Below are 14,519 nucleotides of genomic sequence, written 5' to 3'. Positions count from 1 at the left end.
GCGTGAACGCCTTATCCAGCCGACATGTGGCAGCGGTTGTAGGTCTGATAAGACGCGCAAGCGTCGCATCAGACGTTGATTGCCGGATGCGGGGTCAACGCCGCATCCTGCTACAAATCGTGCACTATATCAAACTTACTTAATCACCCCATTGCGCCGCAGTTGTTCGGTATCTTTTTTCCAGCGTTCATTAGCTTGGTTGATATCGTCAATTTTCATCAAAATCGCGACTTTTTTACTGTTTATTTCTGAAACTTTCATCGTTAACGGATATTGCCCTTTTTCGAGCGTTACCCAGTCATCCTGCAATTTACGGCTAAGTTTTTGTGATTGCAGAAAAGTCTGTCGCCGTTGTTCGTTGATATCGAAATCTCGTTTCTGCTGAATCGGCACTTCATAACACTCTTCACTCTGTTTATGACATGCCGCAATCGCCGGTTGATAAACCTCTTTGTCATATTTAACCGCGAACGCCTCGCTATCGTTCTGTTTATTAAACTCATCACGCTGTTGGTGAATTTTTTTAAAGGCGTCTTCGCGGGTCATTTGCTTACCGTTTGCATCTTTTCCCCAATATGCATCCGCTGCTTTCTGCGCCGCCACCATTTGCTTATCAAGCGCTTTCACTTCCTTTTCCAGCGCAGGAATCGAGTTCTTCTGGGTATTCAACGCAGATTCAAGCTGACTAAAGCGATAATTGAAATCTTCGCTATTCACGATCAGATATTTATTATTCGTTTTGATATCGTCGACCACCCGCCCACGATCGCTGGCTGCCGCCTGAAAAGAGTAAAAGTTCACCGACCAGCCAGACGCGGGCGTTCCTTTACTGGTTAACATCGCCGAGAATTTTACCGGTTTATCTTTCGTCCAGGTCTGTTCGAGCAGTTCGTAATCTGCCAACTGACCGACCCAGGTATAGAGATCGTCACTGGAAGAGACATCGCCTTCCGCTGACCAGGTGGCCTGATTACCCTTAGCATCAAGATTTTTTAAGGTGATAGCATCAAGCTTGAGAATGCCGTGATACTGCTTTTTGAATTGATCTTTTAAGATATTTTCAGTTGGTGGTTCGCCATCTGCCCAGACATTACCTGTCATCAACATAAGCAGCGCCGTGCCAACAATCCATTGCTTTTTCACCCGAAAACCCTCGCGCAGAATAATTTATTCCGGTGATTATCATTAGGGTAATTAAAATTGGCAATGGACGTGAGTCTGAAGTGAAAAAGCCCCGGCACGATACCAGGGCGAGGCGATTAGTACTGATTGAAGATCTGCTGGATCTGCTGCGGATCTTTGGTTTGCGTCAGAGCCAGTTGCAGCAGAACGCGCGCTTTTTGCGGGTTCAGCGTGCCAGAGGCGACGAAGCCGTATTTCGCATCATCCACTTCGGCATCCTGAGTGGTAGCGCCCGTCGGTACGCGGGAAGAACGCACGACTGCAGTACCGGTTTTCACGGCGGTCGCCAGCGTGTCGAACACAGATTTATACAGGTTGCCGTTACCCACACCAGCGCTAACGATGCCATCATAGCCCGCATCTACCAGTGCTTTAGCCGGAAGATCGGATGCGTTAGCGTAGTTATAAACAATGCCGACTTTCGGCAGTTCATTCAGCTTAGAGACATCGAATGGCGTGTCGCTGGTATGCTTACGTGCCGGGGTACGCTGGTAGTCAATCTTACCGTTGTGAATGTAACCCAGAGGACCGTAGTTAACAGACTTGAAGGTCGCTACGTCGGTGGTGTTGGTTTTGGTGACGTCACGGCCATCAAGCACGGTGTCATTCATCACTACCAGCACGCCACGGTTGGCGGAGGCTTTATCAGCTGCGGTCACTACCGCGTTATACAGGTTGAATGGACCGTCTGCGCTCATAGACGTGGACGGACGCATTGCGCCGACCATCACCACCGGTTTGTCGCATTTCACCGTCAGGTCGAGGAAGTAAGCAGTTTCTTCCATCGTGTCGGTACCGTGGGTAATGACGAAGCCGTCGGTCTTATCGCAGTCGGTGTTAATTTTTTTCGCCAGTGTCAGCCAGACATTATCGTTCATGTCCTGGGAGCCGATATTCACTACCTGCTCGCCTTTAACGTTCGCAATGTCTTTTAGTTGCGGCACCGCATTAACCAGATTTTCTACGCCAACTTTACCCGCTGTGTAGTTAGATTTGGTTGCGGAGTCACCACCACCGGCAATGGTCCCGCCGGTTGCTAAAATGGTGATATTGGGTAATGCCAATGCTGCACCACTAAAACCCATAACCAGTGCGGCAAGTGCCGTCTTTTTGAAAAACTCCATTTCATTCCTCCAGTTACGTGAACGCTACGCATTATCCCTTAGCTCTGTATGGGAAATTTGACGTTAAACAATTTACAACGTGAATATATTTTGGAGATCTACAAAGTTAGAGGCAGGTAACAAAACGAAGAATTAAACGGCATAAAAAAGTATTATGCCGTCTTAAAATAGAGGATTATTTTAAATTCCCGACTAGGGCTTTGCGGCTATCTTCCAGAGTCACAACGCGGCTACAAACATCTTTGCCAAACTGCTGGAAATCTTTTTCCTGCTTTTTCCACTCGGTTTGGATTGAGGATTGCAGCCCCCCCAGGCTTCCCAGCACATTCTGTAATGGGTTACCGCCGCTTTTCAGCACCGCTTTCGCGCCCATTTCATTAATGCTGTCCTGTAAAATTCCACCCATTGCCTGATTCACTAATTGCTGGCCTTCGGCGCGAACCTGATCAATGGCTTTATAGTGAAACGTCAGGCCATCGCTGCGCGTTTCAATAATGCGGTTCATCTGCTCTTTCAGCTGCGCATCAAGTTTGGTCAGACGGCTGCGCATTTTGCTGCTTTCGCCCATCTCCTGAACGATAATTTTATCCAGAGCAATACGGGCTTTCTCGACGCGGCTTTTCGCGCCTTCATCAATCCACGGCAGCGTGCTGCGTAGTTCAGCCTGATAATCCTTCGCCTGCTCGCGCTGGGCGGCATTCAGGGAATATTGCTTACCGTTATACATCACGTTGCCGTCTGGCGTGATCACCAGATTGCCGTTTTCGCCCTTCACCTGCACGGTTTGCGGGCTGACAATCACATCGTCACGCGGCGTGACGCTGCACTGGTAGTCGGCGTGAGCGGTCATTGCCGTCACTGAAAGTGCTGCCGCCAGCAGCATTTTGCGCATCATAGTCTTCCCTCAAGAAAAAATCAGGCCAGCATTTGCTGGCCCCAGATTGATAACAAAGTACGCGTTTTCCATGCCGGATGCGGCGTAAACACCTTATCCCGCCTACTCGATCGTGCATCTTTCCAGGCCTGATAAGCGTAGCGCATCAGGCAGTTTTGCATTTGTCATCGCCCGTATGCTTTCTTAGTCCCACCAAACGTCGAAAAGTTCGCTGGTGCGTACCTCATCCAGTTTGCGCTCTTCCAGCCACTTACGCACAATCGCCTGATGTTCTTCGGTGCATTTGCCGATTTCCTGCATGCAGATCAGACCTTCCCAGGCCAGATAACCGCTGCCGTCAAAGGCCAGTTTGTTCGGTTCGATAACCTCGTTAATAAAATCATCAACGGTTTTATCAATCTGTTCTTCCGATGTACCTTCCGGGAATCGCCATGCCACCGAAAATCCTAATTCCTGGAATTCGTCGATGTGCATTTTTTTACGCAGACGACGGCTACGGTTCTTTGCCATTATTTCACCCTCTCGAACATTAAGTCCCATACTCCGTGACCAAGACGATGACCACGTTGTTCAAATTTCGTCACCGGACGTGATGCCGGACGCGGTACGTAATCATTGCTCTCTGACAGGTTTTTATAACCGTCAATAGAAGACATCACTTCAAGCATATGTTCCGCATAAGGTTCCCAGTCGGTCGCCATATGGAATACGCCCCCCAGCTGCAGTTTGCTTTTTACCAGTTCGGCAAACGGCACCTGAACGATACGGCGTTTATTATGGCGCGCTTTGTGCCACGGGTCAGGGAAAAAGAGCTGCACCATGCGCAATGAATTGTCAGGAATCATTTTATGCAGCACTTCAACCGCATCGTGACACATCACGCGCAGGTTGCTTAAACCTTCTTCATGCGCAGAAGCCAGGCACGCACCAACGCCCGGTGAATGCACTTCAATGCCGAGGAAGTCCTGCTCAGGGCGATCTTTAGCCATTGCCACCAGCGACGCCCCCATGCCAAAACCAATCTCAAGCGTCACCGGCGCTTCACGGCCAAAAAGCGCGGGGAAATCCAGCATATCTTCGCTGAACTCAACGCCCATCACCGGCCAGTAGTTTTCCAGCGCATGTTCCTGGCCTTTGGTCAGTCGCCCCTGGCGGCGCACAAAACTACGGATACGGCGCAGTGGGCGGCCGTTTTCATCAAATTCCGGTGAAATGACGTCGTTTTTCATAAAGGTTTAGTCGCTTGTGAAAGTGTTCTGAAAACGGGCATTATCCAAAGTTAGTTGCCGGATGCAAGCATGATAAGGCCGTGGCTGCGGAAAGTTCCGGTTTACACCCTGCCGTCGCTGTGCTGCAATCTTGCCCCCAACAACAGTGAATTCGGTGACCATGCAAGCGTCGCAATTTTCAGCCCAGGTTCTGGACTGGTACGATAAATACGGGCGAAAAACTCTGCCCTGGCAAATTGACAAGACGCCCTACAAAGTATGGCTCTCAGAAGTGATGTTGCAACAAACTCAGGTTGCGACCGTTATCCCCTATTTTGAACGCTTTATGGCGCGCTTCCCGACGGTGACCGATCTCGCCAATGCGCCGCTCGACGAAGTTCTCCACTTGTGGACCGGGCTTGGCTATTACGCCCGCGCGCGCAATCTGCATAAAGCGGCACAACAAGTGGCGACCTTACACGGCGGTAAATTCCCGGAAACCTTTGAGGAAGTTGCAGCACTGCCGGGCGTCGGGCGTTCCACCGCAGGCGCGATTCTCTCGCTTTCTCTGGGTAAGCACTTTCCGATTCTCGACGGTAACGTCAAACGGGTGCTGGCGCGCTGCTATGCTGTAAGCGGCTGGCCAGGGAAAAAAGAGGTCGAGAATAAATTATGGAGTTTGAGCGAGCAGATGACGCCCGCGGTTGGCGTGGAACGGTTTAATCAGGCGATGATGGATTTGGGTGCGATGATTTGTACGCGCTCGAAACCGAAATGTTCGCTCTGTCCGCTACAAAACGGATGTATTGCCGCCGCCAACAATAGCTGGGCGCTTTATCCGGGCAAAAAACCGAAACAGACGCTGCCGGAGCGCACCGGCTACTTTTTGCTATTACAGCACGAAGATGAAGTATTGCTGGCGCAGCGTCCGCCGAGCGGATTGTGGGGCGGTTTATACTGTTTCCCGCAGTTTGCCGACGAAGAAAGTTTGCGGCAGTGGCTGGCGCAACGGCAGATTGCTGCCGATAACCTGACGCAACTGACCGCGTTTCGGCATACCTTCAGCCATTTCCACTTAGATATTGTGCCTATGTGGCTTCCCGTGTCGTCATTCACCGGCTGCATGGATGAAGGCAATGCGCTCTGGTATAACTTAGCGCAACCGCCGTCAGTTGGCCTGGCGGCTCCCGTGGAGCGTTTGTTACAGCAGTTACGCACTGGCGCGCCGGTTTAGCGCGTGAGTCGATAAAGAGGATGATTTATGAGCAGAACGATTTTTTGTACTTTCCTGCAACGTGAAGCAGAAGGTCAGGATTTTCAGCTGTACCCCGGCGAGCTGGGAAAACGCATCTATAACGAGATCTCCAAAGAAGCCTGGGCGCAGTGGCAGCACAAGCAAACCATGCTGATTAATGAAAAGAAACTCAACATGATGAATGCCGAGCACCGCAAGCTGCTTGAGCAGGAGATGGTCAACTTCCTGTTCGAGGGTAAAGAGGTGCATATCGAGGGCTATACGCCGGAAGATAAAAAATAAAAACAGTGCCGGAGCACGCCTCCGGCAACTTGCATAAAAACAAACACAACACGCACCCGGAATGATGAAAAAATATCTCGCGCTGGCTTTGATTGCGCCGTTGCTCATCTCCTGTTCGACGACCAAAAAAGGCGATACCTATAACGAAGCCTGGGTCAAAGATACCAACGGTTTTGATATTCTGATGGGGCAATTTGCCCACAATATTGAGAACATCTGGGGATTCAAAGAGGTGGTGATCGCCGGTCCTAAGGACTACGTGAAATACACCGATCAATATCAGACCCGCAGCCACATCAACTTCGATGACGGTACGATTACTATCGAAACTATCGCCGGGACAGAACCTGCCGCGCATTTGCGCCGGGCAATTATCAAAACGTTGCTGATGGGTGACGATCCGAGTTCGGTCGATCTCTATTCCGACGTTGATGATATTACGATTTCGAAAGAACCTTTCCTTTACGGTCAGGTGGTGGACAACACCGGGCAGCCGATTCGCTGGGAAGGTCGCGCAAGCAACTTCGCGGATTATCTGCTGAAAAACCGTCTGCAAAGCCGCAGTAACGGGCTGCGTATCATCTACAGCGTCACCATTAACATGGTACCGAACCACCTTGATAAACGTGCGCACAAATATCTCGGTATGGTCCGCCAGGCGTCACGGAAATATGGCGTTGATGAGTCGCTGATTCTGGCAATTATGCAGACTGAATCTTCCTTTAACCCGTATGCGGTCAGCCGTTCCGATGCGCTGGGATTAATGCAGGTGGTACAACATACTGCCGGGAAAGATGTGTTCCGCTCGCAGGGGAAATCCGGCACGCCGAGCCGCAGTTTCTTGTTTGATCCTGCCAGCAATATTGATACCGGCACCGCGTATCTGGCGATGCTGAACAATGTTTATCTCGGCGGAATTGATAACCCAACATCGCGGCGTTATGCCGTCATCACCGCCTATAACGGCGGCGCAGGCAGCGTGCTGCGAGTCTTTTCGAATGATAAGATTCAGGCTGCCAATATTATTAACACCATGACGCCGGGCGATGTTTATCAGACGCTGACGACCCGCCATCCCTCTGCGGAATCTCGCCGTTATCTTTATAAAGTGAATACCGCGCAAAAATCCTACCGCCGCCGATAATTCCATTAACCGCCCCTGACGATGCTCAGGGGCAAAAATGTTATCCACATCACAATTTCGTTTTGCAAATTGGGAATGTTTGCAATTATTTGCCACAGGTAACAAAAAACCAGTCCGCGAAGTTGATAGAATCGCATCATCTCGCACGGTCAAATGTGCTTTTTCAAACACTCATCCGCATCACGATGTGAGGAAATTAACATGAATCTTAAGCTGCAGCTGAAAATCCTCTCTTTTCTGCAGTTCTGTCTGTGGGGAAGTTGGCTGACGACCCTCGGCTCCTATATGTTTGTTACCCTGAAGTTTGACGGTGCTTCTATTGGCGCAGTTTATAGCTCACTGGGTATCGCAGCGGTCTTTATGCCTGCGCTGCTGGGGATTGTGGCCGACAAATGGTTAAGTGCGAAATGGGTATATGCCATTTGCCACACCATTGGCGCTATCACGCTGTTCATGGCGGCACAGGTCACGACACCGGAAGCGATGTTCCTTGTGATATTGATTAACTCGTTTGCTTATATGCCAACGCTTGGGTTAATCAACACCATCTCTTACTATCGCCTGCAAAATGCCGGGATGGATATCGTTACTGACTTCCCGCCAATCCGTATCTGGGGCACCATCGGCTTTATCATGGCAATGTGGGTGGTGAGCCTGTCTGGCTTCGAATTAAGCCACATGCAGCTGTATATTGGCGCAGCACTTTCCGCCATTCTGGTTCTGTTTACCCTGACTCTGCCGCATATTCCGGTTGCTAAACAGCAAGCGAATCAGAGCTGGACAACCCTGCTGGGCCTCGATGCATTCGCGCTGTTTAAAAACAAGCGTATGGCAATCTTCTTCATCTTCTCAATGCTGCTGGGCGCGGAACTGCAGATTACCAACATGTTCGGTAACACCTTCCTGCACAGCTTCGACAAAGATCCGATGTTTGCCAGCAGCTTCATCGTGCAGCATGCGTCAATCATCATGTCGATTTCGCAGATCTCTGAAACCCTGTTCATTCTGACCATCCCGTTCTTCTTAAGCCGCTACGGCATTAAGAACGTAATGATGATCAGTATCGTGGCGTGGATCCTGCGTTTTGCGCTGTTTGCTTACGGTGACCCGACTCCGTTCGGCACCGTACTGCTGGTTCTGTCGATGATTGTTTACGGCTGCGCATTCGACTTCTTCAACATCTCTGGTTCGGTGTTTGTCGAAAAAGAAGTTAGCCCGGCAATTCGCGCCAGTGCGCAGGGGATGTTCCTGATGATGACTAACGGCTTCGGCTGTATCCTCGGCGGCATCGTGAGCGGTAAAGTGGTTGAGATGTACACCCAAAACGGCATTACCGACTGGCAGACCGTATGGCTGATTTTCGCAGGTTACTCCGTGGTTCTGGCCTTCGCGTTCATGGCGATGTTCAAATATAAACACGTTCGTGTCCCGACAGGCACACAGACGGTTAGCCACTAATTACGCAAAGAAAAACGGGTCGCCAGAAGGTGACCCGTTTTTTTATTCTTACTTCAACACATACCCGTACAACCGTTTCATGCCATCTGCATCGGTTTCGCTATAGACACCTTGCAGCTCCGGCGAAAATCCCGGCAACAAATTCACCCCTTCTTCCAGCGCAAGGAAATAACGTTGAACCGCCCCACCCCAGACTTCTCCGGGTACCACGCAAAGCACGCCTGGTGGATAAGGCAACGCCCCTTCTGCCGCAATTCGCCCTTCGGCATCACGAATCCGCACCAACTCCACTTCACCGCGAATATAAGCGCTATGCGCATCCTGGGGATTCATCACCACTGACGGGAAACTCTGCTGGCGGAACATCGCTTTTTGTAGGTCTTTGACGTCGAAACTGACATACAAATCGTGCATCTCCTGACACAACTGGCGCAGGGTGTAGTCGCGATAGCGCACCGGATATTTGTTATAAACGCTCGGCAACACCTCAGCCAGCGGCGAGTCATCCTCAATATGCTGTTCAAACTGCGCCAGCATCGCCACCAGTTGTGCCAGCTTCTCGTGGCTTTCCGCCGGAGTTAATAAGAACAGAATGGAGTTGAGATCGCACTTCTCCGGCACAATGCCGTTCTCACGCAGGTAGTGCGCCAGAATCGTCGCCGGAACGCCAAAGTCGCTATATTCGCCGGTTTCGGCATTGATACCTGGTGTAGTGAGTAACAGCTTGCACGGATCAACAAAATACTGATCCGCGGCATATCCTTCAAAGCCGTGCCACTTCGCCCCCGGCTCAAAACTGAAAAAACGACGGTCACTGGCTAACACTGATGTCGGATAATCCTGCCACAATTTGCCATCAACAACAGGCGGGATAAACGGGCGGAACAGCTTACAGCGCGCAAGAATCGCCTTCCGGGCTTCAATCCCCAACGCAACGCACTCCGCCCACAGCCGACGCCCACTCTCCCCTTCATGAATTTTGGCGTTAACGTCCAGCGCGGCAAACAGCGGATAGAACGGGCTGGTAGAAGCATGGAGCATAAAGGCATTATTTAACCGCTTATGCGGGCAAAAACGCGCCTGCCCGCGAATATGGTTATCTTTTTTATGGATCTGCGATGTCTGCGAGAAGCCCGCCTGCTGTTTGTGCACCGACCGGGTCACAAAGATCCCCGGATCGTTTTCGTTAAGTTCTAACAGCAGCGGCGAGCTATCCGCCATCATCGGGATAAACTGTTCGTAACCGACCCACGCGGAATCAAACAGAATGTAATCACACAGATGCCCAACGGTATCGATCACCTGACGGGCGTTATAGACAGTGCCGTCATAGGTTCCCAGCTGAATAATCGCCAGGCGAAACGGGCGCGGCAGGTCGGCTTTTTCTGGCGCAACGTCGCGAATTTGCTGGCGCAGATACTCTTCATTAAAACAGTGCGCATCAATACCGCCAATGAAACCAAACGGGTTACGTGAAGCTTCCAGATAGACCGGCGTCGCCCCCGCCTGAATCAGCGCGCCGTGATGATTCGACTTATGGTTGTTACGGTCGAAGAGCACCAGATCGCCACGCGTTAACAGCGCATTCGTCACCACTTTATTCGCTGCCGATGTGCCGTTCAGTACAAAATAGGTTTTATCGGCATGAAAGACTTTGGCTGCGAATTTCTGCGCATCCTTCGCCGATCCTTCATGAATAAGCAGATCGCCCAATTTTACGTCAGCGTTACACATATCGGCGCGAAAGATGTTCTCGCCAAAGAAATCGTAAAAATGGCGTCCGGCAGGATGCTTTTTAAAGAACGCACCATGTTGATGTCCAGGGCAAGCAAAGGTGCTGTTGCCCATCTCAACGTACTGCGTCAGCGTGTCATAAAACGGTGGCAGCAAATTCTCTTCATACTGACAGGCTGCGGATTCCAGCTCCAGCCACTGCTGCTCGTTGCCGTTGATTACCGCCGTAACGCCCGCAGGTAATTCAACAGCATGTTCGGAATACAAAAACACCGGTAGATGAAAACCGGTGCGCTTAAGCAACGCAAGAATGCCACTGCGACTATCCGCAGCGGTAATGACGACTGCCGCGACGTCCGTAAAATCAGTATCTCCCAACGCCACCACGCGGCGATGAGTAGAAAGTCGGGATACCAGTTCACTACTGGCGGCAATATTCATTGATTTCATAAGCGCAAAACCCGTTTCGGGGAAGTAAGAATACCGGACAAGGTGAAAAACCCTGCCCCACGAGATATGGGTCAAACTGGTCACCAGCTCCGACCGCCAGACATCAGTAAAAGCAGAAACGCTCTGATTTTACTGTTGTCCTGCAGTGAGCGTGCGTTAACCTCACCGCATGAGCAGAAAAAGGGAGGAGTTTCGCGCGAAACGGCGATAAGCGAGAGAATGTAAGGAGGTGGCGTGCATCGGGCAAACTCCGTACAGAGAGGAGAAAATTCGCGCAATCATGGCACCTTTCGCCAGAGCGTGCAAGCCAGGACTTTGCGAACAAACAAGCCATCGAAGGAGCCAAACGGTCATAATAAGAAAATCAGACAATGCAGCTAACAGGAACTCTTGTGGTCATCGGTCCTTTTATCAACGCAAGTGCAGTATTACTGGGTGGCGTTCTCGGTGCACTCCTTAGTCAACGCTTACCGGAACGTATCCGCGTCTCCATGACATCAATTTTTGGTCTGGCATCGCTGGGGATTGGTATTTTACTGGTGGTGAAATGCGCCAACCTTCCGGCGATGGTTTTAACAACCTTACTCGGGGCATTAATCGGCGAAATTTGTCTGCTGGAAAAAGGCGTCAATACCGCGGTCACCAAAGCACAAAATCTGTTTCGCCACTCACGTAAGAAGCCAGCGCATGAATCTTTTATTCAGAATTATGTCGCGATTATTGTCCTGTTTTGCGCCAGCGGCACCGGGATCTTCGGGGCGATGAACGAAGGGATGACCGGCGATCCGAGTATTTTAATCGCCAAGTCATTTCTCGATTTCTTTACGGCGATGATCTTCGCCTGCTCGTTGGGTATTGCGGTGTCGGTGATTAGCATTCCATTACTGATCATCCAGTTAACGCTGGCGTGGGCTGCCGCGCTGATATTACCGCTGACCACACCGTCGATGATGGCAGACTTCAGCGCTGTAGGCGGTTTATTGCTGCTGGCAACCGGATTACGCATCTGTGGCATTAAAATGTTCCCGGTGGTCAACATGCTTCCAGCACTCCTTCTGGCAATGCCGCTTTCCGCCGCCTGGACCGCCTGGTTTGCCTGACAATGCGTGCAATAGCGGCAAAGTGATGATAGATTGTGCAGTCTGCCCTAAATTGAAGAAATTTGATTGACGAGACGAGGCGAATCAGGTTTAATGCGCCCCGTTGCCCGGATAGCTCAGTCGGTAGAGCAGGGGATTGAAAATCCCCGTGTCCTTGGTTCGATTCCGAGTCCGGGCACCAAATTCATATCAACGGACCTCCACGGAGGTCCGTTTTTCGTTTCAGAACACCATGATTTAAGTGTTCTTCCTCCAAATCAATTCTACCGAACTCAACCAGATTCCCCCCACATCAACCCCATTGTGTGGGTATAATTGCGGGTATACCTCAGTTCGACAGAATTTGTACCCTCTTTAACGCATTCAGAAGGCTGAAATATGGCACTGACTGACGCAAAAATTCGGGCTGCAAAGCCCACTGACAAGGCGTATAAACTCACTGACGGAGCTGGCATGCTCATGCTGGTACATCCCAATAGTTCCCGTTACTGGCGTCTCCGTTATCGTATTTTGGGTAAGGAGAAGACTCTTGCACTTGGTGTGTATCCAGAAGTTTCTCTCTCCGAAGCTCGTGCAAAACGGGATGAGGCCCGAAAACTAATTTCGGCGGGGATTGACCCTTGCGAACAGAAAAGAGCTAAAAAAGTAGTCCCTGATTTACAGCTCTCTTTTGAACATATTGCACGACGCTGGCATGCCAGTAATAAACAATGGACACAATCACACAGCGATAAAGTACTCAAAAGCCTCGAGACGCATGTTTTCCCTTTTATCGGCAACCGGGATATCACAAAACTCAACACTCCGGACCTGCTTATCCCAGTTCGCGCTGCAGAGGCTAAACAGATTTATGAAATCGCCAGTCGTCTGCAGCAAAGGATATCTGCTGTAATGCGTTATGCCGTACAGTCTGGCATCATCAGATATAATCCTGCTCTGGATATGGCTGGCGCATTGACCACTGTAAAACGCCAGCATCGCCCCGCTCTTGATCTTTCACGTCTTCCTGAACTTCTGTCCCGTATTGGCAGTTATAAAGGTCAGCCTGTTACCCGACTTGCTGTTATGCTGAATTTACTGGTTTTTATTCGCTCCAGTGAACTCAGATATGCCCGCTGGTCAGAAATTGATATTGAAAATGCCATGTGGACTATTCCTGCTGAACGCGAGCCTCTGCCAGGCGTAAATTTCTCGCACCGGGGTTCCAAGATGAGAACTCCGCATCTTGTTCCCCTCAGCAAGCAGGCTGTAGCTATACTTACAGAACTTCAGACATGGGCTGGTGAAAATGGTCTGGTCTTTACGGGAGCACATGACCCGCATAAACCAATCAGTGAAAACACCGTAAATAAAGCCCTCAGAGTTATGGGGTATGACACAACCCAGGATATCTGTGGGCATGGATTCAGGACGATGGCATGTAGCGCGTTAATAGAATCAGGATTGTGGTCCCGTGATGCAGTGGAACGTCAGATGAGTCATCAGGAGCGTAATGGTGTACGTGCTGCTTACATTCATAAAGCAGAACATCTGGGAGAACGCCGACTGATGCTACAGTGGTGGGCCGATTTTCTGAATGCAAACAGAGAAAGATTTATCAGTCCATTTGAATATGCAAAGATTAATAATCCGTTAAAACAGTAATCATCCCGGGCAAATGCCCGGGAACTACTCCAGGACTATTTTCTTTGTTAAAAAAAGACAAACGGTATGAACTGATGTATTTACTGTTTACCTGATTGCACCCTGCAGGGGATTATCAGAATCCACGATTATTCATTATTTATATATATTCAATAAAAAGGAACCTCAAAAAAAAAATCCCGCACTCACAGGGTGATGCGGGATAACTGACGTAAGGAATGCTGCCGGGATTTGGTGGTCCCTTGTGCTGATATGAATACAGATTCTATTTTATACATAATACTTTTCAGTACAAGCGACTGTATTACAGTTTGCCATATATGATTACCTGTGATCCGGAAGAATAAGTGGCTGCAGCTTCAGACTGACCGCCGGTACAAGTTCGCTCAGAATAACCAACCTGAGTCGCAATATCGACAATGTACTCGCCCTGCTAGCGCATTTGCTTTACCATCTAAAAGTCTTCTCTGCTCAGTATGTTGATGTCCTTTCTGATGTAAGAACCTCTAGGAAACAACATGTTGGATGGATCGAGCTAATCCAAATGGTGATTTACCGTCTTATATCATTGGCGCTGACAATCCGGCGTTCCAGTTCGTCAATACGAGGAGAACATCCGTCAAGGCGGGGTAATAAAGCTCTTAAGCGGTCGTTGTTCCTGACAGCCTTCGCTGCACTCATAGCCCCAATATCTAGGGCCTACTACACAAACGACATAGCTAGGTGTTTATCGCCCTAGCAAGACAGCGCAGAAACGTTCTGTTCTCCATAATATCTGACGGAGCTTTATATGTAAGCGTACAGCGAGGGCCGTATTGACGGGGATGTGTTATTCAGCTGGCAGTGCTATGCGCCACGGAAGCAGTTCGCTGACCCGGTTGACCGGCCAGTCTGCTATGACGCCAAGCACATGGCGAAGGTAGCTTTCTGGCTCCACGTCATTCAGTTTGCACGTCCCGATCAGGCTGTACAGTAGCGCTCCCCGCTCACCACCATGGCCAGAGCCGAAGAACAGGGTCTTCATCTTTTCACGCAACCAGCTT

14 protein-coding genes, 1 tRNA gene and 1 pseudogene are annotated in these 14,519 nt (G+C 50.1%); 8 read left to right on the top strand and 8 right to left on the bottom strand.

Annotation, left to right across the window (positions count from 1 at the left end; translation table 11 throughout):
* Positions 1-135 precede the first annotated feature (135 nt).
* The 5 genes from ACJHX3_RS20045 to trmB all read right to left on the bottom strand — a co-directional run bounded on the left by ACJHX3_RS20045 (position 136) and on the right by trmB (position 4,430).
* Complete coding sequence (locus tag ACJHX3_RS20045) at positions 136-1,143, bottom strand: DUF1202 family protein (protein WP_000745244.1); 1,008 nt, start codon at positions 1,141-1,143, stop codon at positions 136-138.
* A gap of 116 nt (positions 1,144-1,259) precedes the next feature.
* Complete coding sequence (gene ansB / locus ACJHX3_RS20040; protein ID WP_075591684.1) at positions 1,260-2,306, bottom strand: L-asparaginase 2; 1,047 nt, start codon at positions 2,304-2,306, stop codon at positions 1,260-1,262.
* A gap of 175 nt (positions 2,307-2,481) precedes the next feature.
* Positions 2,482-3,201, bottom strand: a complete 720-nt coding sequence (locus ACJHX3_RS20035; RefSeq protein WP_000984796.1) for a DUF2884 domain-containing protein — start codon at positions 3,199-3,201, stop codon at positions 2,482-2,484.
* A gap of 183 nt (positions 3,202-3,384) precedes the next feature.
* Positions 3,385-3,711: a YggL family protein gene (locus ACJHX3_RS20030; RefSeq protein ID WP_001107564.1), complete on the bottom strand. Its 327-nt coding sequence runs from the start codon at positions 3,709-3,711 to the stop codon at positions 3,385-3,387.
* A complete protein-coding gene (gene trmB, locus ACJHX3_RS20025; RefSeq protein WP_000786911.1) occupies positions 3,711-4,430 on the bottom strand; it encodes a tRNA (guanosine(46)-N7)-methyltransferase TrmB in 720 nt (239 codons plus the stop codon). The genes ACJHX3_RS20030 and trmB overlap by 1 nt, the downstream gene beginning before the upstream one ends.
* A gap of 160 nt (positions 4,431-4,590) precedes the next feature.
* Here trmB and mutY point away from each other — a divergent pair, with 160 nt between their 5' ends.
* The 4 genes from mutY (at position 4,591) to nupG (ending at position 8,548) form a co-directional block, all read left to right on the top strand.
* Complete coding sequence (gene mutY / locus ACJHX3_RS20020) at positions 4,591-5,643, top strand: A/G-specific adenine glycosylase (RefSeq protein WP_089642051.1); 1,053 nt, start codon at positions 4,591-4,593, stop codon at positions 5,641-5,643.
* Between the two features lie 27 nt (positions 5,644-5,670).
* Positions 5,671-5,946, top strand: coding sequence for an oxidative damage protection protein (locus tag ACJHX3_RS20015; RefSeq protein WP_000091700.1), 276 nt, complete (start codon positions 5,671-5,673; stop codon positions 5,944-5,946).
* A gap of 64 nt (positions 5,947-6,010) precedes the next feature.
* Positions 6,011-7,090 carry a membrane-bound lytic murein transglycosylase MltC gene (gene mltC / locus ACJHX3_RS20010; protein ID WP_001298916.1) on the top strand — a complete coding sequence of 360 codons (1,080 nt, stop codon included), beginning with the start codon at positions 6,011-6,013 and terminating at the stop codon, positions 7,088-7,090.
* A 201-nt stretch (positions 7,091-7,291) separates the two neighbouring features.
* Entirely contained in the window at positions 7,292-8,548 is a 1,257-nt protein-coding gene (nupG, locus tag ACJHX3_RS20005) for a nucleoside permease NupG (protein ID WP_001049791.1), read from the top strand.
* 48 nt (positions 8,549-8,596) lie between these two features.
* Here the strand turns inward: nupG and speC are convergent, their stop codons facing one another.
* Both speC and ACJHX3_RS19995 read right to left on the bottom strand, forming a co-directional pair.
* Positions 8,597-10,732 carry an ornithine decarboxylase gene (gene speC, locus ACJHX3_RS20000; protein WP_094321960.1) on the bottom strand — a complete coding sequence of 712 codons (2,136 nt, stop codon included), beginning with the start codon at positions 10,730-10,732 and terminating at the stop codon, positions 8,597-8,599.
* Positions 10,733-10,894: 162 nt separating this feature from the next.
* The gene (locus ACJHX3_RS19995; RefSeq protein ID WP_212734103.1) at positions 10,895-10,972 is read right to left on the bottom strand and encodes a hypothetical protein; all 78 of its coding nucleotides are present in this window, start codon (positions 10,970-10,972) and stop codon (positions 10,895-10,897) included.
* 152 nt (positions 10,973-11,124) lie between these two features.
* On the opposite strand from ACJHX3_RS19995, the gene ACJHX3_RS19990 reads away from it, so the two are divergent.
* The 4 genes and pseudogenes from ACJHX3_RS19990 to ACJHX3_RS19975 form a co-directional block, all read left to right on the top strand.
* Entirely contained in the window at positions 11,125-11,832 is a 708-nt protein-coding gene (locus ACJHX3_RS19990; RefSeq protein WP_000234533.1) for a DUF554 domain-containing protein, read from the top strand.
* A 105-nt stretch (positions 11,833-11,937) separates the two neighbouring features.
* Positions 11,938-12,013: transfer RNA gene (locus ACJHX3_RS19985), tRNA-Phe, on the top strand.
* Positions 12,014-12,210: 197 nt separating this feature from the next.
* On the top strand, positions 12,211-13,476 hold the full coding sequence (locus tag ACJHX3_RS19980; protein ID WP_023147234.1) for a tyrosine-type recombinase/integrase: 1,266 nt from the start codon (positions 12,211-12,213) through the stop codon (positions 13,474-13,476).
* Positions 13,477-14,044: 568 nt separating this feature from the next.
* A pseudogene (locus tag ACJHX3_RS19975) lies at positions 14,045-14,295 on the top strand (IS110 family transposase); the annotation flags it as partial.
* Positions 14,296-14,305: 10 nt separating this feature from the next.
* On the opposite strand, the gene ACJHX3_RS19970 reads toward ACJHX3_RS19975, so the two are convergent.
* The coding region (locus ACJHX3_RS19970) for a transposase domain-containing protein (RefSeq protein ID WP_369760741.1) at positions 14,306-14,519 on the bottom strand (214 nt) is incomplete at its 5' end.

It is taken from the genome of Escherichia sp. WS1265, from assembly GCF_046487585.1.
Taxonomy (GTDB): domain Bacteria; phylum Pseudomonadota; class Gammaproteobacteria; order Enterobacterales; family Enterobacteriaceae; genus Escherichia; species Escherichia coli.
The sequence above is the reverse complement of the archived record's forward strand: the minus strand, read 5'-3'. Positions and strand labels throughout refer to the sequence as shown.